Raw genomic sequence first — 17,879 nt, forward strand, 5'->3', positions numbered from 1 at the left:
AGAAAGGAACAGGATGAAAGTCGAGAAACGCCGCGAAGCCATGTTGAAGGCCGTGCTCTCCGGCATGAACGATGTCGCCGCGCTGTGCGAGCACTTCGGCATGTCGGAGGCGACGGTGCGCCGCGACCTGCGCGCGCTCGCCGACGAACGACGCATCGTGCGCACGTATGGCGGCGCGGCGTCGGTCGGGATGCACGAGCCGGAAGAATCGCTCGATACGCGGCGCGAGAGCTATCGCGAGCAGAAGGAAGCGATCGCGCGCGCGGCGGCGCGTCACGTTCAGGACGGCGACACGATCTTTCTCGACGGCGGCACGACGACCGCCGCGCTCGCGCGCTGCCTCGCCGGGCGCACCGAGATTCACGTCGTGACGAACAATCTGCTGGCGGTGAACACGCTCGCGGCGGCGGATGTGCGCGTGACGCTGATCGGCGGCGACGTGCGGCCATCGAGCATGAGCACGCTCGGACCGATCGCGCAGGTGGCGCTCACGCGCGTCACGTTCGACAAGGCGTTTCTCGGCGCGGATGGTGTCGTCGCGGGCCGCGGGCTGTGCGAGGCGACGGCGGAGCAGGCGTTTCTGAAGGAATGCATCGCGGGCCAGGCGGCGGGCGTGTTCGTGCTCGTCACGTCGAACAAGCTGGAGCGCGCGAATCAGCAGCACTGGACGCCGCTGGAACGCAACTGGACGCTCGTCACAGATGCATGGGCCGAAGCGCCGGTGCTCGCGCGCTTCGAAGAGCGGGGGAATGTGACGGTGGAGACGGCGCAGGTTACGTCGAAAGAATCGTGACCAGCGCGACGGCGGAATCGCCTGCGAGCTGACCGCCGTTATGCTCGGCGAGCGCGACTTTCGCGTCTGGCCGTTGCCGCGCGCCCGCCCGGCCGCGCAACTGCTGCGTCAACTCGACGATCTGCGCGAGCCCGGTCGCGCCGACCGGATGACCGCGCGAAAGCAATCCGCCGTTCGGCCGAAAGCGACGGCGGCGAGGGCAATCGCGGGCGCCGCGCCGGCGATGCGCGTCGACGAATTTCTCGACGACAGCGATTTCCTCGCCGACGTGCTCTCGTCCGCGCGCGATGCGAACGGCAGGTTCTGGCCTGTGCTGAAGCTGCCATATCGGCTGACGAAAACGCCCGCGCGCGCGCGCGCCCTGCCGGGCGCGCCGCAACGCGTCAGACGCGCCCCGCCAGCGCCAGCACGCGCTCCAGCTCCGGAAGATCTACCGGCTTGACGAGATGCGCGTCGAAACCGGCGGCGCGCGTGCGGGCCATGTCCTCGTCGGAGCCGAGGCCCGTCATCGCCGCGACGATGACGTGCTTGCCATCGTCACGCATGCGGCGGATCACGTCGAAACCCGTCAGGCCGGGCATCGACAGATCGAGCAGCACGACCTGCGGCCGCGCCGCTTCGAACGATTCGAGCGCGTGCGACCCGTCGTAGGCGGCGCGCGCGTTGTGGCCGAGCATGTCGACGAGCAGCGTCATGCTGTCGGCGGAATCGCGATTGTCGTCGACGACGAGCACATCGAGCTGACGTCCCGCCGTAGCGGCCGGCGTGCCGCTCGCAGGCGTTCCGCGCGCGGGCGGCTCGGCGAGCGGCAGCCACAGCGAGAACGCGCTGCCTCGTCCGGCGCCGCCGCTTTTCGCCTCGACGTGGCCGCCGTGCAGTTCCGCGATGGCGCGCACGAGCGTGAGGCCGATGCCGAGCCCGCCTTCGTCGGCATGCGCGCCCGGCGGATGCTCCTGCACGAACAGATCGAACACCGTGCCGAGCGCTTCGGGCGAGATGCCGCGGCCTTCGTCGATGACGCGCACCAGCACCGTGCCCCCGCGCGGGCCGACTTCGAGCGTGATGGTCGAGCCGTGCGGGCTGAATTTCGACGCGTTGTTGAGCAGATTGTTGAGCGCCTGCACGAGCCGCGTCGGATCGCCGTTGACGAAAAGCGGCTGGCCGCTGTCCTGAATGTCGATGCGCTGTCCGCGCTCGTCGAACGATGGCTGGCTCGCCTCGACGCTCAGGTGCACGACATCCGCGATATCGACGATGTCCGTCGAAAGACGGATCTTGCCCGAGCTGACGCGCCCCGCTTCGAGCAGATCGTCGACGAGCTTCGTCAGATGCGCGAGCTGGCGGTCGACGATCTGACGGCTGCGGATCACGTCGGCGTCGTCGGACGATTTCAGCTTGAGGATGCTGACCGCGTTGCGGATCGGCGCGAGCGGATTGCGCAACTCGTGGCCGAGCAGCGCGAGGAACTCGTTCATGCGCCGGCTCGACGCTTCGAGTTCTTCGAGACGCCGCCGCGCGGTCATGTCGCGCGTGATCTTGACGAAGCCTTGCGCGCCGCCGTTCTTGTTGGGCAGCGCGCTCAGCATGACGTGCGCCCAGAACTCGGTGCCGTCCTTGCGAACGTGCCAGTCCTCGTGTTCGACGCGGCCGCGCTTCGCGGCGAGCGCGAGATCGTCGGTCGGACGGTCGCGGCCGTGTTCGTCCGAGGTGTAGAAAAGCGCGAAATGCCGGCCGATCGCTTCGGCCGCCGTGAAGCCGTAGATCTCGCGCGCGCCTTCGTTCCACGAGCGCACGTAGCCGTTCTGGTCGAGCATGCAGATCGCGTAGTCGCTCACCGAATCGATGAGCAGGCGCAGCCGTTCGTTCGCCTCGTTCGCGACGTGCCGGTCGGTGATGTCGTGCACGAAGCACGCGAACTGGCGCTGGCCTTCGTACCAGACTTCGCTGATCGTCAGCTCGGCGGCGAACTCGGTGCCGTCGCGGCGCAGCGCGGGCAACTCGACGCGCGTGTTGATGATGCGCGCCTCGCCCGTCGCGAGATAGCGCGTGAGGCCCGTGCGGTGTGCGTCGCGAAAGCGTTCCGGCACGATGAACGACGCGAGTTCCCGGCCCGCGACTTCGCGATGTTTCCAGCCGAAAAGCACGCTCGCGGCCTCGTTCCATTCGACGACCATGCCGGCTTCGTCCATCGATACGAATGCGACGTGCGCGTTGTCGAGCACGGTCTGACGGCGGCGCAGGGCGTCGGCGAGCTTCTTCTCGTATTCGATGCGCAGCGACGACTCGACGGAGAGATCCGCGGCGACGCTGGCTTTCTCCCGCAGCAGCGCGCGATTTTCCTGCGCGATCTCCTCGCGCGCGATGGTTTCCGCGATGCACGCGCAAAACGCATCGAGGATGCTGATGTCCGAATGTCCGAAATAGTCGACTTCACCGGAGATGAGCTTCAGCACGGCGACCGAGCGGCCTTCGTAGACGACGGGCGCGACGACCATCGACACGGCGCCGACGGCTTTGCACGCCGCGCGGTCGACGCGATGATCCGTCGCCGAATTGCGGCAGATGAGCGCTTGCTGGCGCGTGATGCAAAGCCCGGACAGACTGCCGGCCGTGGGCAGCCGCACGCCGATGTGCGCCGCCGCCTTGCCGCTTGCCGCGCGGTAGTGGAGCGTGTCGCCCTCGATCCATTCCACGACGGCGGACGCGACGCCCGCGACTTCTCTCAGCGTGTCAGTGACTTTCTGCAGATAAGCGTTAAGCGGGAGCCGCGAATGGGCGAGGCTGGCGAACGTGGCGAACCATCGCTGGAAATGCGCCTGACGCGTATGTTCCGCCTTGATTTTCTTTTCCGGTGTCGACGCCTCGTATTGAGTCCGCATAGGGTATTTCCAATCGATGGATTCGCGATCTTCGAGTCGCGGAGATATCGGGTTTTTTGCGACGGATTAATCGCTCAATTGGAACACAAATACGGCCGCAATCGTTTGCTGTTCGAGAAGATTTTTAGAGGCTTGGGCCGCCGATGAAGCGCGTCGGGGCGGCATGCCGGGGATTATTGACTGGATCGTAAGCCGTTATGGGCATAAGTACGACAAATGACCGGTTGTGCATTCGCGGATTTATTGCGTGAGTATTAATTCCGTGCCGATGGGCGGATGGCGGTAAATTCGGCTTGCTTTCTTTCGCGCGTTCGGATTTGCGATGCGGGAAAGGACCCCTCGCGGCGGATAGTTTATTTCGTTATCCGGAAAATGCGGTTCGCCGAATTGGTTTATTGGGCGATTATTACGCTATTGCTTTTGCGGTTGCTTCAGGTTCAATACGCATACCTCGCCACGACTTCGGCGACGCGCCCCAACGCGTCGCCCAACGTCGCCACATCCACCGATCCCAGCGCCAGCCGCAGCGCATGCGGCACCTGCGCCGCCGTGCAAAACGGCTCGGCCGTCCATACCGAAATCCGCTCTTCCATCAGCGCCGCCGCGATGCGATCCGCGCGCACTTCCTCGGGCATCGGCAGCCACAGAAAGTACGACGCCGGATGCGTCACGCGCTTCAAACGCCCCAACGCACGCGCCGCGATGAGCTGGCGCATCGACGCATCCGCGCGCTTTTCCGCTTCGAGTCTCTCGACCGTGCCGTCCGCGAGCCAGCCGCACGCGATGGCCGTCATGACGCCCGGCGTGTTCCACGTCGTCACGCGGATGGCGCGCTCGATCTTCGGCACCCATTCGGATGGCGCGACGACATAGCCGACACGCAGTCCCGTCGCCACGTTCTTCGAAAAGCCGGATACGTACACCGTCAGTTCCGGCGCGATCGCGGCGAGCGGCGGCGGAGCGTCATCGGCGAGAAAGGCATAGGCCGCATCCTCGATGATGAAAAAGCCATGCCTGCGCGCAAGCGCTGCCAGTTGCCTGCGCCGCGTCGCCGTCATCACCCAGCCGAGCGGATTGTGCAGCGTCGGCATCGTGTAGACCGCGCGCACGCGGCGCCGCTTGCACAACGCCTCGAGCGCGTCGGGATCGGGGCCCGTGCCCGATGCGCGTATCGGCGCGAGTTCGATCCGGTGCGCGTCGGCGAGCAGCTTGAAGCCGGGATAGGTCAGCGTATCGACCGCGACCACATCGCCGGGTTTCAAGAGCGCCATGACCGTCGTGGCGAGGCCGTGCTGCGCGCCATCGACGAGCATCACGCGATCCGCGCTCACATCGAGACCACGGCGCGCGAGATGACGCGCGACCGTCGCCCGATCGCGTGCGCGTCCGCCATGCGGCTGATAGCGCAACAGCGCTTCCAGATCGCCCGCCGATGACAACTGCCGCAACGCACGGCGCAACAGTTCCGCCTGGCCGGCGAGCGCGGGGTAGTTGAAGTCGAGGTCGACCATGTCCGCGGCGATCGCGACCTGATCGATGCCGAGCGCTCGCGAAAGCGTCGTTTCCTTCACGAACGTACCGCGTCCCGTTTCGCCGCTGACGAGTCCCATCGCGTTCAGTTCGGCATACACGCGCGTCGCGGTCACGATGCCGAGCCGCTCGCGCGCGGCCAGCTCGCGATGCGTCGGCAGACGCGTGCCGGGCTTGAGGCGGCCGGAACGAATGTCATCGACGAACCTGTCGACGATCTGCTTGTAGCGCGGTGGTTTCGGCATGAGCGCCCATTCCCGATGTATCCATGACAATTGTTTGATTGTATTCGTCTCGCGCCGTAGCATGCACTCATGCGTTCCATGCGATGAAAGGAGAACATCATGCATATCGCCATTCTCACGTTCGACGGCTTCAACGAACTCGACTCACTGATCGCGCTCGGCATTCTCAATCGCGTGAAAAAGCCTGGCTGGAAGGTGTCGATTGCATGTCCATCGGACGAAGCGCGTTCGATGAACGGCGTCGTGCTCAAAGCGCAAGCCACGCTCGAAGACGCCGCGCATGCCGATGCCGTGATCGTCGGCAGCGGCATGCTCACGCGCGAAGTCGTCGCGGATCAATCGCTGATGGCGCGCATCAGGCTCGATCCCGCGCGTCAGTTGCTGGCGGCGCAATGCTCGGGCACGCTCGTCCTCGCGAAGCTCGGACTTCTTCGGGACGTCCCCGCCTGCACCGATCTGACGACCAAGCCGTGGGTCGAGGAAGCGGGCGTGCGCACGCTCGATCAGCCGTTCGTCGCAAACGGCAATGTCGCGACGGCGGGTGGGTGCCTCGCATCGCAATATCTCGCGGCGTGGGTGATCGCGCGGTTCGAAGGCGTCGAAGCGGCGCGCAGTGCGATGCATTACGTCGCGCCCGTCGGCGAGAAGGAAGACTACGTCGAGCGCGCGATGAAAAACATCGCGCCTTACATCGACGTCGCCTGGCTCGCCTGAGCGGCGAAAAATCGTGCACCGCAAAGCCCGTCGCATTGCGCGCGACGGGCTTTTTCATGCTGCACGTGCGCAAAGAAAGCCGCTTGTATAAAGCAGTAAACGCTTCGGGAAAGTCCCTACGGAAACATCAGACGTCTGATGTATATTTCATGGACTGTCATCCGAGAGAGCCTCATGCGACTGAGCGTCGAGCGATCGATGAGCGACAAGATCCAGGAGTCGCTCCTCGCCATGATCCGCGAGCGCAAGCTCAAGCCCGGCGACCAGATTCCCACTGAAATAGAGCTTTGCGAGCTGCTCGGCGTCGGACGGTCGAGCTTGCGCGAAGCGGTTGCGCAGATGATCTCGCATGGCTTGCTGTCGCGTCAGCAAGGCAAGGGCACCTTCATCAGACAAATTTCGCTGAAGCTGCACGGCGGACTCGATGATCTGATGTCGGTGACGGACATGATTCGCAGCGTGGGCGCAGTGCCATCGACGAGTCGCATCCACACGGACACCGTCGCCGCATCGGAAAGTCTCGCGGAAAAGCTCGCGATCAGGCCCGGCGATCCATGCGTGCGAATCGAGCGCGTGCGGCGCGCGGACGACGCCATCGCCGCGTATTGCATCGACACGATCCCGAAGCGCGTGTTCGATGCGGCCGAAGGCGATCTGGGCGAATCGCTTTTCGGCATGTTCGAGCGCACGGGACGGCGGCTGTCGCATACACATACGTCGATACAGCCGACCATTCTCACGCCGCGCGATCTGCCCGAACTGGGCGACGGTTTCGGTCTGTTTCTGCTGCTGGACGAAGTGGATTTCGATCAGAGCGGCGAGCCGCTTTGCTATAGCAACGACTACTACAACACGAGCATCTTCAAGTTCGATCTGGTGCGCAAGCGTCGCTGACTGGGATGCGCGCACGGGCAACATCGGAGGAGACACCGATGGAGTTTGAAGCTTTCACCGCGCAGGAACTCGCTGCCTATCTCGGCGGCGTGCCCGACGTGCGCGCGTTGCTGGGCGAGCCCGACGATCTCGAAGTCGTCGAAGTCGGCGATGGCAATCTGAACTATGTGTACTTCGTGACCAACGCGAAGACGCCGCAGCGCAGTGTCGTCGTCAAGCAGGCGCCGCCGTTCCTGCGGCTCGTCGGCAAGACGTGGCCGCTTTCATGTCAGCGCATGGAGCATGAAGTCGCGGCGTTGCGGCGCTTCGGCGCGCTGTGTCCGCAGCATGTGCCGAAGGTTTATCACGCCGACAGCAAGCGCTTTCTGATGGTGATGCAGCATCTCGCGTCGCATCGCATTCTGCGTCAAGGTCTGATGGATGGCACGACGTATCCGCGTCTCGCGAATCATCTGTCGAGCTATCTCGCGCATACGCTGTTCTACGGCTCAGATCTCTTTCTCGCGCCCGATATCAAGAAGCAGGCCGCGAGCGCCGCGGTCAACGCGGAGCTATGCAAGATCACCGAGGATCTCGTCTTCACGTATCCGTTCGAGGATCATCCGTCGAACATGTATAGCCCCGCCTTGCCGAAGGCCGCGATCGAAAGGTTGCGAACGCACGAGCCTTTGCGCATCGCGGCCGCCGACATGAAGTGGGCGTTCATAAATCACGCCGAGACCTTGCTGCATGGCGATCTGCATACCGGCTCGATCATGGTCAACGAAGACGAAACCTTCGTGATCGATCCGGAGTTCGCGTTCTATGGACCGATGGGCTTCGACGTCGGCGCGCTCATCGCGAATCTGCTGCTCGCATATTTCTCGCGCGACTGGCACGGCCGCATCGACGGACGCGATCCCGTCGCGTATCAGGAATGGCTGCTCGAACAGATGACGCGCATCTGGACCGGCTTCAGCGCGCAGTTCCTCGAACTGTGGCGCGATCACGAGAGCCGCAGCAAGCGGCGCTTCATCGGCGGGCAAGCGGAAAGCCGCGCGCTCAGCGCGTATCGCGCGCATTTCATGCGGCGTTTGCTGGCGGATACGCTGGGCTTCGCGGGCTGCAAGATGATTCGCCGCATCGTCGGCATGGCGAAGGTGGCGGAGATCACGCGCATTCCGGATGTCGAGGCGCGCGCGCGTATCGAAGTGCGTTGCCTGCGTTGCGCGGAAGCGTTGCTCGTTGGACGCGCAACGTTCGGCGATATCGAACACGTTGCGGTGCTCGCGCGCGAAATTCAGCGCGACACCGCGACGATGTGACAGGAGACTTCATGGCTTCGCAGCCCTTGTTCAGCACGCTTCCCCCGACGATCGAATGGCGCGACGGCGATCTGCTGCTGCTCGATCAGACGCGTCTGCCGCATGAGATCGTCGTGGAGAACATCGCCGACGTGAAAGCGGTATGGCGCGCCATCCGCGAGTTGCGCGTGCGCGGGGCGCCGGCTATCGGCGTGGCGGCGGCGTACGGGCTTTGCATCGCGATGCGTGATTCGACGACGCTTCCCGTCGCGCTGTATCGCGCGGAGCTGGAACGTCATGCGAACTGGCTCGAAGCGGCGCGGCCTACCGCGGTGAACCTGAGCTGGGGCGTGCGGCGCATGCTGCGTCACGCACGCGATATCGACGCGAAAGATAGCGCGACGCTTCACGCGGCGCTCGTCGAAGAAGCGAAGCGAATCCACGATGAAGATCGCGCGCTGTGCGAAGGCATCGGCGAGCATGGCATGCCGTTGATACGCGAAGGCATCGGCGTGCTCACGCACTGCAATGCGGGCGCGCTCGCGACGACGGGCATCGGCACGGCCACCGCGCCGATCTATGCGGCGCGTCGCGCGGGCCTCGCGTTCAAGGTCTACGCCGATGAAACGCGTCCGCTTCTGCAAGGCGCGCGGCTTACCGCGTTCGAACTGCAGCAGGCGGGCGTCGACGTCACGCTCATCATGGATAGCGCGGCCGCATCGATCATGTCGCAAGGGCTCGTCGATCTCGTGATCGTCGGGACGGATCGCGTCGCGGCGAACGGCGATTTCGCCAACAAGATCGGCACGCTCGGACTTGCCATCGCAGCGAATCACTACGGCATTCCGTTCTATGTCGCGTGTCCTTCATCGACGCTCGATCTGCAAACGGCAAGCGGATCGCGCATCGAAATCGAAGAGCGCGACGCCGAGGAAATCACGCATCTCGCCGGACGACGCATCGCGCCCGATGCGATGCAGGCGCGCAATCCCGCGTTCGACGTGACGCCGCATGCGCTCGTCAGCGGCTTCATCACGGAACGCGGCATCGTGCGCGCGCCGTTCGAGCGCTCGTTGCGCACGCTGTTCGACGCAGAGGGGACCGCCGCATGATCGCGGCCGATGAAAGCGCGTTGCGCCGCGCGATCGTCGATACGTCGCTCGAAATGGAGCGGCTCGGCATCAATCAGGGCACCTCGGGCAATGTGAGCGCGCGGTATCGCGATGGCTTTCTTGTCACGCCGAGCGGCGTGTCGGCGCGCGAGCTCGACGAGCAACAGATCGTGTGGCTGCCGCTCGACGTTACCGACGATGCCGACATTCTTCGTATCGCACGGCCGTCGTCGGAATGGCGCATTCATCGCGACATCCTGCGCGCGCGTGACGATATTCATGCGGTCGTGCATACGCATTCGATCGCCGCGACCGCGCTCGCCATTCATGGCCGCGACATTCCCGCGCTGCATTACATGGTCGCGGCGGCGGGCGGCAAGTCGATACGTTGCGCGCCTTATGCGATCTTCGGCAGCCAGGCATTGTCGGATCACGCGCTTGCCGCGCTGGACGAGCGTCGCGCATGTCTGCTCGCGCATCATGGCGTGATCGCGCTCGGCACCGATCTCTCGCGCGCCGTGTGGCTCGCGCATGAAGTGGAAGTGCTCGCGAAGCAATATCTGCTGGCGTTGCAGATCGGCGCACCGCCTTTGCTTTCCGATCAACAGATGGAAGAAGTGCTGGAGAAGTTCAAGACATACGGCAAGCGCAATACGGAGGATCGCTGATACGCGCGTGACGGGAAGCGATGCCTCATCGCAAGAACAAATCGCATTGAACAACTCGTACAACGGAGACAGTCATGGCCTGGAGCTCGGCAAGATTCGACAGTTGGGGAACGTTCGGCAAATCCACGGGCGCGGCGTTGCTCTGCGCGGCGGCCGCGTTGAGCGGATGCTCGAAGAGCGACAACTCGTCGTCGACAAGCAGCACCAACGCGGCATCGGGCGCGAACGCGGCGGCTAGCGCGCCGGCGAGTGCGCCGGCCGCAACCTCGGCGGGCGGCAAGACGAAGATCGGCTTTTCGATCGCGACTTTGAACAACGCGTTTTTCGTCGGATTGAAGGCGGGCGTGGAGCGCGGCGCGAAGGATCAGGGCTTCGAGCTCGTGCAGACCAACGCGAACGGCGACGCGCAGCAGCAGGTCAACGATGCGATCAATCTGCTGAGTCAGGGCGTGACGGCGCTCGTGCTGAATCCGATCGATTCGAAGGCGATCATTCCCGCTGTCGAGAAAGCCAACTCGATGAACATACCCGTCTTCACGCTCGATCGCGGCTCGGACGGCGGCAAGGTCACGTCCTTCGTTGCATCGGATAACGTCGCGCTCGGGCAGACGGGAGCGAAGTGGATCGCCGAGCAACTGAAGAAGCGCTATGGCGAAGAGAAGGGCAACGTGGTCGACCTGATCGGTCTTGTCGGCACGACCGCCGCGACGGATCGCGAAAAGGGCTTCAGCGAAGAGATCGCGAAGTATCCGAACATCAAGGTCGTCGCGCGTCAGGAAGGCGCGTTCGACCAGGAGAAGTCGCTCAACGCGATGACGAGCATCCTGCAGAAATTCCCGCAGATCGATGCGGTGTTCGGCGCCAACGATGACAACACGGTGGGCGCGGAAAAGGCCATCGACAATGCGGGCCGCTACAAGCCGCTGGGCGACAAGGAGCACATTCTCGTGATCGGCGCGGACGGCACCGCGCAGGCGCTGTCCGCGATTCGCGCGGGCAAGCAGGATGCGACGATCTCGCAGAACCCGATCCAGATGGCGGCGAAGTCGCTGCAGTTCATCGCGGATTACAACGCGAAGAAGGACGTGCCCGCGAACTATGCGTGGCCGACGATGCTCATCGACAAGTCGAACATCGATTCGGACGAAGTGAAGAAGTACGGCCTGTGGTCCGAGGAAGTGAAGCAGTAAGGCCAACCGGAACGCGCGACATGACAGTCGAAACGGCAGCACTCGCGCACACGGCTTCGCACGCGGCGAAGCCGTTGTTGCGCATGCAGGGCATCGTCAAGAGCTTCCCCGGCGTGAAGGCGCTGCGTGGCGTAAGCCTGGAGTTGCAGGCGGGTCACGTGATGGCGATCGTCGGCGAAAACGGGGCGGGCAAGTCGTCGCTCGTGAAGGTGTTGTCGGGCGCATATGAACCCGACGAAGGCACGATCGAGATCGACGGCATGCCGCTCGCGCGTGGCACGAATGCGGCAATCGATGCGGGCGTGGCCGTCATTTATCAGGAGCTTTCGCTCATCAACGACATGACGGTCGCGGAAAATCTGTTCCTCGGCCGCATGCCTTCGCGCAACGGCTTCGTGATGATGCGCGAGGCGAACACGATGGCGCGCGAAGCGCTCGCGCGCGTCGGCCTCGACAACGTGCCGCCCTGGATGCGGCTCGGCGATCTGCCGTTGAACAAGCGGCAACTCGTCGAAGTGGCGAAGGCGATTGCACGCGATGCGCGCATCCTCGTGATGGACGAACCGACTGCCGCGCTGCAAAGCCACGACATCGAGAATCTGTATGCGGTCGTGCGCCGCTTGCGCGCGGAAGGCATGGGCATCATCTTCATCTCGCATCATCTGGAGGAGGTGTTCGAGCTTGCGGATTCCGCTGTCGTGATGCGCGATGGCGCGACCGTCGGCGCGCGCCCGATGTCCGCATGGACCGAAGCCGATCTCGTGCAGGCGATGGTCGCGCGCAATCTCGAATCGTTCTATCCGTGGGAGCCGCGCGAGTATGGTCCGGTCGTGCTCGAAGTGCGCAATCTCGCGAGCGCGCCGCTTCTGCGCAATGCGAGCTTCACGGTGCGCGCGGGCGAGATCGTCGGCATTGCGGGCATCGCGGGTGCGGGGCGCACCGAGCTGCTGAAGACGATCTTCGGCGCGTTGCCGGTGACGAGCGGCGAGATCCTCGTCAAGGGGAAGAAGGTCAGCAATCATTCGCCGACGCAAGGCGTGCGTCATGGGCTTGTCTATACGTCGGAGGATCGCAAGCTCGAAGGGCTGGTGCTGGAGGCGAATATCGAAGAGAACGTCGCGTTGTCGAGCCTCAAGGCGCTGGCGAGCGGCGGCTTCGTGAGCCGCGCGAAGAAGCGCAGGCTCGCGCAGGAAGCGAGTGCGCGCTTCGGCGTGCGTGCGTCTTCGGTGTTGCAGATCACGGGAACGCTTTCGGGCGGCAATCAGCAGAAGGTGATTCTCGGCCGCGCGACGGCGACGAGTCCGGTCGTCATCATGCTCGATGAACCGACGCGCGGCATCGACGTGGGCGCGAAGTCGGAGATCTACGCGCACATGGTGACGATGGCGCGCGCGGGCGCGGCGGTCGTCATGGTGAGTTCGGAGCTGCCGGAGTTGCTGGGCATGTCGGATCGCGTGCTGGTGATGTATCGCGGCAGCATCGTGACCGAGATCGCGCGCGACAAGGCGGATTCGGAAACGGTCATTCAGTGGGCAACGACAGGAGCAGGCGCATGACCTCCACGGCAGCCGATCGTTCGGATACGGAGGCGCTGTCGCGCCGTGTGATCCGTCAGTTGAGGAGCGGCATCGGACCTTTGTTCGCGGCGCTCGTCATCATCTGTATTGCGTTGTCGATTGCATCGCCCGAGTTTCTTACGACGAGCACGCTGACCAACATCATGGTGCAGGTGTCTGTGGTCGGCATCGCGGCGGTGGGCGGGACGTTCGTCATCATCACGTCCGGCATCGATCTTTCTGTCGGATCGCTCGTTGCGTTGAGCGGGATGGTCGCGGCGACCGTCATGGCGGGGTCGAGTCCGGGCGCGGTCGGATTGGGCGTTGCGGGGTTGTGCGTGGCGCTCGCGGTGGGCGCGTTCGCGGGCGCGCTGAATGGGCTCGTGATTTCGTGGCTGAGGCTCGTGCCGTTCATCGTCACCCTTGCCGCGATGGCCATGGCGCGTGGCCTGACGCTCGCCATTTCCGATGGCCGCACCAAGTTCGATTTTCCTGACGCGTTCACGATGTTCGGTGCGCAGACCGTTGCTGGCTTGCCTATGCCGATGGTCGTGATGCTCGTCGTGTTCGTCGTCGGACATGTGTTGCTGCGCAAGACGACGTTCGGGCATCAGGTGTTCGCCGTCGGCGGGAATCAGGAAGCGGCGCGGCTTGCCGGGATTCCGGTTCGACGTGTGGTGTTCTTCACTTACATGCTTGCCGGTGCGACGGCGGCGATTGCAGGCATCGTGCTCGCCGGGCGGTTGAATTCCGCTTTGCCTTCGGCGGCTAATGGGCTGGAGTTGCAGGTTATCGCGGCTATTGTGATTGGGGGGACTTCGCTGGCGGGCGGGCGTGGGTCCATCGTCGGGACTTTTATCGGTGTCGTGCTGATTGGGGTCATCAATGTTGGGCTCTCTCTTCTTGGGGTGAATCCGTTCTGGACGCAGTTCATTCAAGGTGGTGTCATCTTTGCTGCGGTCTTGCTCGATGCGCTTAGTCAGCGGAGGAAGGTTTGATGGTTTCTGCTTTTTATCGCCGGATCCCGCTGTCGTGTCGGTCTATTAGCGTTGCCCCTGTGCGGGGCGGCAGTCACTTTCTTTGCTGCTGCAAAGAAAGTAACCAAAGAAAGCAGCTCGTCACCGCCCGCGGTCACACGCAATTTGGGTAGTTCTCTCGTCCACGGCGGCACTCGCCTAAAGAGTGCCCTCATAAGCCCCATCCGGCTTGGCTCGCGCACGGTCCGCCGCCCAATAACTTCGAGCGCGCCGGTTCAGCACGAAACAGCTCCGGCACAGCGCTACGCGCTGCCGCCGGGTATGCAAGGGAAACCAAAGGGCGGCGATTGCAGTGAGATGGAGACGTTAGCAGAGAAGCACATGCACTCCCGATTGACCCATCGGCCGCGAAGCGGGCCGGAGCTATTTGGTGCTGAACCCGTTTGGCGTGTGGTGCGATGAGACGGACCGTGCGCGAGCCAAGTCCGATGGGGCCTATGAGGGCACTCGTTAGGCAGCCCACGAAGGACGAGAGGACTACCCAAATTGCGTGTGACCGCGGGCGTATCGGAAGCTGCTTTCTTTGCTTACTTTCTTTGCAGCAGCAAAGAAAGTGAGTGCCGCCCCGCACAGGGGCAGTGCTAATAGACCGACACGAAATCAGGCTTCCACACAAACGCAAGCGAACAGAACAGAACCGAACCGAACCGAAACAAGGAGCAAACAAAGAGATGAAGAAGATCATCAACAACCCTGAAGCCTTCGTCGATGAAATCATCGAATCCCTGCTGATAGCGCATCCAAAATGGATCAAACCCGCGACAGAAGACAAACGCGCACTCGTCCGCGCTGACGCCCCGACGCAAGGCCGCGTAGGCATCGTCACCGGCGGTGGCTCGGGCCACATGCCCGGCTTCCTCGGCTACGTAGGCGAGGGCCTATGCGCCGGCGTGGCAGTCGGTAACGTCTTCTCATCGCCATCATCGGAACAGATATTCGAAGCGACGAAAGCAGTCAACGGCGATGCAGGCGTGCTCTACGTCTACGGCAACTACGGCGGCGACGTGCTCAACTTCGATCTCGCCGCGGACCTCGCGGAAGCCGAAGGCATCGACATCAAAACGGTCGTGCTGACCGACGATGTCGCCTCCGCACCGAAAGACCGCGCCGCCGACCGACGCGGCGTCGCCGGCATGGTCTTCGCATTCAAATGCGCTGGCGCCGCAGCAGAACGCGGCGATTCGCTCGACGACGTCGCGCGCATCTGCGCCAAGGCCAACGCGAATTGCCGCACGATGGGCGTCGGCCTCTCGCCGACCATCCTGCCCGCCGCAGGCAAACCGACGTTCACGCTGCCCGAAGGCGAGATGGAAATCGGCATCGGCATACACGGCGAACCCGGCACGCATCGCGGCAAGCTCGAATCCGCCGATGCCATCGCCGAGCGCATCACGAAGCAGATCGTCGGCGATCTCGCCGCGCCGAAAGGCTCGCGCGTCGCGTTGCTCGTCAACGGCCTCGGCGCGACGCCGCTCGAAGAGCTCTATCTGCTGTACCGGCATTCGGCGAAACTCATCGCCGATGAAGGGCTGAAAATCGCGCGCTCGTATGTCGGCGAATACGTGACGAGTCTCGAGATGGCGGGCGCATCGATCACGATCATGCTGCTCGACGACGAACTCGAGGCGCTGCTCGAAGCGCCCGCGCGTTCGCCGTTCTTCCGCGACGGCACCGAATCCTGAAAGGAGCGTGCAATGAGTGTGACGAGCAAGGAACTGCGGGACATCCTCACGCGCGCGCTGAACGCGCTTCCCGCACACGCCGATGAACTGCGCGATCTCGACGCGGCGCTCGGCGATGGCGATCTCGGCATCACGGTGCAGGCGGGATCGACGGCAGTCGTGAAAGCGTTGAACGCATTGCCCGACGAGGCGACGTTGAACGACATCATGCTGGCCGCGGCCAAGGCATTCTCGACGGCGAATCCGTCGACGTTCGCGGCGCTCGTCGGCGGCGGATTGATCGCAGCGGCGAAGACGGTGAAGGACAAGGACGCGATCGGCCGCGACGATGCGCTTGCGATCGGTCAGGCGGTGGCGGCGCGCATCATCGAACGCGGCAAGAGTCAGGTCGGCGACAAGACCGTGCTCGATGCGCTCGTGCCGAGTATCGATGTGCTGGCCGCATCGCAAGGCAGCGCGACGGACACGCTCGATGCCATGATCGCCAAGGCACGCGAGCAGGTCAGCGCGACTGCCACGCTGCAGTCGAAGAAGGGCCGCGCTGCATGGGTGCAGGAGCGCAGCATCGGGCACGCGGATCCCGGCGCGACGGCTTATGTCAGGTTTCTAGAGGCGTTGAGAGATGCGGTCGGGGGATGAATGCCAACGCCTTCACGCTCGCTTCCTCTGCACCACGACCTCACGCTCGCGCTTGCCCGCCGGCACCACCTTCAACTTCTTGCGCGTAAGAGCGAGCGCTTCGGCCTTCGTTGCGACGCACGGCCCTGAGCCGAGCAAAGGCTGACGCGCCGTCTCGCGCAACGCGAGCACGGACACCACGCCAATCACGGATGCCGCCATCAGGTAATACGCGGGCATCATCAGATTGCCGGTCGCATCGACGAGCCACGCCGTGACGAGCGGCGTCGTGCCGCCGAAGAGCGACACGGATACGTTGAAACCGATGGCGAGCGCGCCATAACGAATGCGCGTCGGAAAGAGCGCGGGCAGCGATGAAGGCATCACGCCGGTGAAGGTCGATAGCAGCGCGCCGAGTATCAGCAAGCCGAGAAACACCGGAAGCATCGCGCCCGTTTGAACGAGCAGCAACGCGGGAATCGACAGCGCGAAAAGCCCGATGCAGCCGATTATCATCACCGGCTTGCGGCCGATGAGATCGGAGAGATGGCCCGCGAAGAGCGTCATCGGGATCATCAGCATCATCACGAGCAACACGAGAAACAGGCCGTGCGTTTCATCGAAGTGCAGCGTCGCCGAAAGAAAGCTCGGCAGATAAGACAGCGCCATATAGTCGGTAACGTTGAAGATCAGCACGAGGCCGACGCATTGCATCATCGGCTTGAATTGCCGCGACAGCAGTTCGGCCAACGATTGTTTCGGACGCGACCGTTCATGCGCCTCGCGTGTCTCGGCTTCCTTCTTGAACGCGGGCGTCTCTTCGAGCTTCATGCGGATATACAAGCCGACCAGCCCGAGCGGACCCGCGATCATGAACGGCACGCGCCATCCCCATGAAAGCAGCGCGTCGTGCGGGAGCAGGGCGGTCAGCAACGCGACCGTGCCCGCGCCGAGGATATAGCCCGCGAGCGTGCCGACCTCCAGAAAGCTGCCATAGAAGCCGCGCCGCGCATCGGTCGAGAACTCAGCGATGAACGTCGCCGCGCCGCCGTATTCGCCGCCCGTCGAGAAGCCTTGCACGAGACGCGCGACGAGCAGGAGAACGGGCGCGAGAATGCCGATCGAGTGATAGCTCGGAATCAGGCCGATGCAGAACGTGCCGACGGCCATCATGATCATCGTCATTGCGAGCACGCGCTGGCGGCCGATCCTGTCGCCGAGCGGCCCGAAGACCATCCCGCCGACAGGACGCACGAGAAACGCAGCGGCGAACGTGCCGAAGGTCGCGATCAACTGCGCGGACGGACTGCTCGACGGAAAAAATACTTTCCCCAGCACGACGGCGATATAGCTATACACGCCAAAGTCGAACCATTCCATGGCGTTGCCGAGCGCCATCGCGCCGACGGCACGTTTCAGCAAGGCATGGTCGACTACCGTGATATCGCCCAGCGTGAGATGCGGCGACGTTTTGCTTCGGGCGTTGCGCTCGTGCGAGAGGCTCAATTGTCTCACTCCTGATTTCGCGGCGAACGCGAGGGACTGCGTTGCGTTCGCGCGGAAGGCCGCCGATGGGGCGCGGGGCCCTCGGCACGATGAATGATCAGAGTGTGCGGGTCGCGGCGCGTGCATGCCTTCGCTCACGCGTCCTTGAATCGGCAGAAAACGACACTCGCAT

14 protein-coding genes and 1 pseudogene are annotated in these 17,879 nt (G+C 63.7%); 11 read left to right on the forward strand and 4 right to left on the reverse strand.

Going from position 1 to position 17,879, the window contains the following annotated elements; genetic code table 11:
- Window positions 1-13: 13 nt before the first annotated feature.
- Window positions 14-793, forward strand: a complete 780-nt coding sequence (locus LDZ23_RS24980; protein ID WP_008347445.1) for a DeoR/GlpR family DNA-binding transcription regulator — start codon at window positions 14-16, stop codon at window positions 791-793.
- On the opposite strand, the pseudogene LDZ23_RS24985 reads toward LDZ23_RS24980, so the two are convergent.
- From LDZ23_RS24985 to LDZ23_RS24995, 3 genes and pseudogenes are all read right to left on the reverse strand, one after another.
- Window positions 774-971 (reverse strand): annotated as a pseudogene (locus tag LDZ23_RS24985) (thiolase C-terminal domain-containing protein); the annotation flags it as partial. The gene LDZ23_RS24980 and the pseudogene LDZ23_RS24985 sit on opposite strands and share 20 nt — an antisense overlap.
- A gap of 205 nt (window positions 972-1,176) precedes the next feature.
- A complete protein-coding gene (locus tag LDZ23_RS24990) occupies window positions 1,177-3,672 on the reverse strand; it encodes a hybrid sensor histidine kinase/response regulator (protein ID WP_008347449.1) in 2,496 nt (831 codons plus the stop codon).
- Between the two features lie 437 nt (window positions 3,673-4,109).
- Window positions 4,110-5,447: an aminotransferase-like domain-containing protein gene (locus LDZ23_RS24995; RefSeq protein WP_034473352.1), complete on the reverse strand. Its 1,338-nt coding sequence runs from the start codon at window positions 5,445-5,447 to the stop codon at window positions 4,110-4,112.
- A 99-nt stretch (window positions 5,448-5,546) separates the two neighbouring features.
- On the opposite strand from LDZ23_RS24995, the gene LDZ23_RS25000 reads away from it, so the two are divergent.
- The 10 genes from LDZ23_RS25000 to LDZ23_RS25045 all read left to right on the forward strand — a co-directional run bounded on the left by LDZ23_RS25000 (window position 5,547) and on the right by LDZ23_RS25045 (window position 16,222).
- Entirely contained in the window at window positions 5,547-6,161 is a 615-nt protein-coding gene (locus tag LDZ23_RS25000; protein ID WP_008347453.1) for a DJ-1/PfpI family protein, read from the forward strand.
- Window positions 6,162-6,359: 198 nt separating this feature from the next.
- Window positions 6,360-7,055: a GntR family transcriptional regulator gene (locus tag LDZ23_RS25005; RefSeq protein ID WP_235366160.1), complete on the forward strand. Its 696-nt coding sequence runs from the start codon at window positions 6,360-6,362 to the stop codon at window positions 7,053-7,055.
- Between the two features lie 38 nt (window positions 7,056-7,093).
- On the forward strand, window positions 7,094-8,359 hold the full coding sequence (mtnK, locus tag LDZ23_RS25010) for an S-methyl-5-thioribose kinase (protein ID WP_008347457.1): 1,266 nt from the start codon (window positions 7,094-7,096) through the stop codon (window positions 8,357-8,359).
- An 11-nt stretch (window positions 8,360-8,370) separates the two neighbouring features.
- Complete coding sequence (gene mtnA / locus LDZ23_RS25015) at window positions 8,371-9,450, forward strand: S-methyl-5-thioribose-1-phosphate isomerase (protein ID WP_008347459.1); 1,080 nt, start codon at window positions 8,371-8,373, stop codon at window positions 9,448-9,450.
- Window positions 9,447-10,118 carry an L-fuculose-phosphate aldolase gene (locus LDZ23_RS25020; protein ID WP_008347461.1) on the forward strand — a complete coding sequence of 224 codons (672 nt, stop codon included), beginning with the start codon at window positions 9,447-9,449 and terminating at the stop codon, window positions 10,116-10,118. The genes mtnA and LDZ23_RS25020 overlap by 4 nt, the downstream gene beginning before the upstream one ends.
- 74 nt (window positions 10,119-10,192) lie before the next feature.
- The gene (locus tag LDZ23_RS25025; RefSeq protein ID WP_008347464.1) at window positions 10,193-11,308 is read left to right on the forward strand and encodes a sugar ABC transporter substrate-binding protein; all 1,116 of its coding nucleotides are present in this window, start codon (window positions 10,193-10,195) and stop codon (window positions 11,306-11,308) included.
- A gap of 20 nt (window positions 11,309-11,328) precedes the next feature.
- Window positions 11,329-12,864, forward strand: coding sequence for a sugar ABC transporter ATP-binding protein (locus LDZ23_RS25030; protein WP_008347466.1), 1,536 nt, complete (start codon window positions 11,329-11,331; stop codon window positions 12,862-12,864).
- Window positions 12,861-13,862, forward strand: a complete 1,002-nt coding sequence (locus LDZ23_RS25035) for an ABC transporter permease (RefSeq protein WP_008347468.1) — start codon at window positions 12,861-12,863, stop codon at window positions 13,860-13,862. Before LDZ23_RS25030 ends, LDZ23_RS25035 begins: the two co-directional genes overlap by 4 nt.
- 710 nt (window positions 13,863-14,572) lie before the next feature.
- On the forward strand, window positions 14,573-15,583 hold the full coding sequence (locus LDZ23_RS25040) for a dihydroxyacetone kinase subunit DhaK (protein WP_008347470.1): 1,011 nt from the start codon (window positions 14,573-14,575) through the stop codon (window positions 15,581-15,583).
- A 12-nt stretch (window positions 15,584-15,595) separates the two neighbouring features.
- Window positions 15,596-16,222, forward strand: a complete 627-nt coding sequence (locus tag LDZ23_RS25045; RefSeq protein WP_008347472.1) for a DAK2 domain-containing protein — start codon at window positions 15,596-15,598, stop codon at window positions 16,220-16,222.
- Between the two features lie 12 nt (window positions 16,223-16,234).
- Here the strand turns inward: LDZ23_RS25045 and proP are convergent, their stop codons facing one another.
- Entirely contained in the window at window positions 16,235-17,707 is a 1,473-nt protein-coding gene (proP, locus tag LDZ23_RS25050) for a glycine betaine/L-proline transporter ProP (RefSeq protein WP_008347474.1), read from the reverse strand.
- Window positions 17,708-17,879 lie beyond the last annotated feature (172 nt).

The sequence above is a fragment of the Caballeronia zhejiangensis genome (genome assembly GCF_022879815.1).
Taxonomy (GTDB): domain Bacteria; phylum Pseudomonadota; class Gammaproteobacteria; order Burkholderiales; family Burkholderiaceae; genus Caballeronia; species Caballeronia zhejiangensis.

Coding starts and splice junctions, on each gene's coding strand:
- LDZ23_RS25035 (WP_008347468.1), top strand. CDS start 12,861: ATGACCTCCACGGCAGCCGATCGTTCGGATACGGAGGCGCTGTCGCGC.
- LDZ23_RS25000 (WP_008347453.1), top strand. CDS start 5,547: ATGCATATCGCCATTCTCACGTTCGACGGCTTCAACGAACTCGACTCA.
- LDZ23_RS25045 (WP_008347472.1), top strand. CDS start 15,596: ATGAGTGTGACGAGCAAGGAACTGCGGGACATCCTCACGCGCGCGCTG.
- LDZ23_RS25025 (WP_008347464.1), top strand. CDS start 10,193: ATGGCCTGGAGCTCGGCAAGATTCGACAGTTGGGGAACGTTCGGCAAA.
- LDZ23_RS25040 (WP_008347470.1), top strand. CDS start 14,573: ATGAAGAAGATCATCAACAACCCTGAAGCCTTCGTCGATGAAATCATC.
- LDZ23_RS25005 (WP_235366160.1), top strand. CDS start 6,360: ATGAGCGACAAGATCCAGGAGTCGCTCCTCGCCATGATCCGCGAGCGC.
- mtnK (WP_008347457.1), top strand. CDS start 7,094: ATGGAGTTTGAAGCTTTCACCGCGCAGGAACTCGCTGCCTATCTCGGC.
- LDZ23_RS25020 (WP_008347461.1), top strand. CDS start 9,447: ATGATCGCGGCCGATGAAAGCGCGTTGCGCCGCGCGATCGTCGATACG.
- mtnA (WP_008347459.1), top strand. CDS start 8,371: ATGGCTTCGCAGCCCTTGTTCAGCACGCTTCCCCCGACGATCGAATGG.
- LDZ23_RS24995 (WP_034473352.1), bottom strand. CDS start 5,447: ATGCCGAAACCACCGCGCTACAAGCAGATCGTCGACAGGTTCGTCGAT.
- LDZ23_RS24980 (WP_008347445.1), top strand. CDS start 14: ATGAAAGTCGAGAAACGCCGCGAAGCCATGTTGAAGGCCGTGCTCTCC.
- LDZ23_RS24990 (WP_008347449.1), bottom strand. CDS start 3,672: ATGCGGACTCAATACGAGGCGTCGACACCGGAAAAGAAAATCAAGGCG.
- LDZ23_RS25030 (WP_008347466.1), top strand. CDS start 11,329: ATGACAGTCGAAACGGCAGCACTCGCGCACACGGCTTCGCACGCGGCG.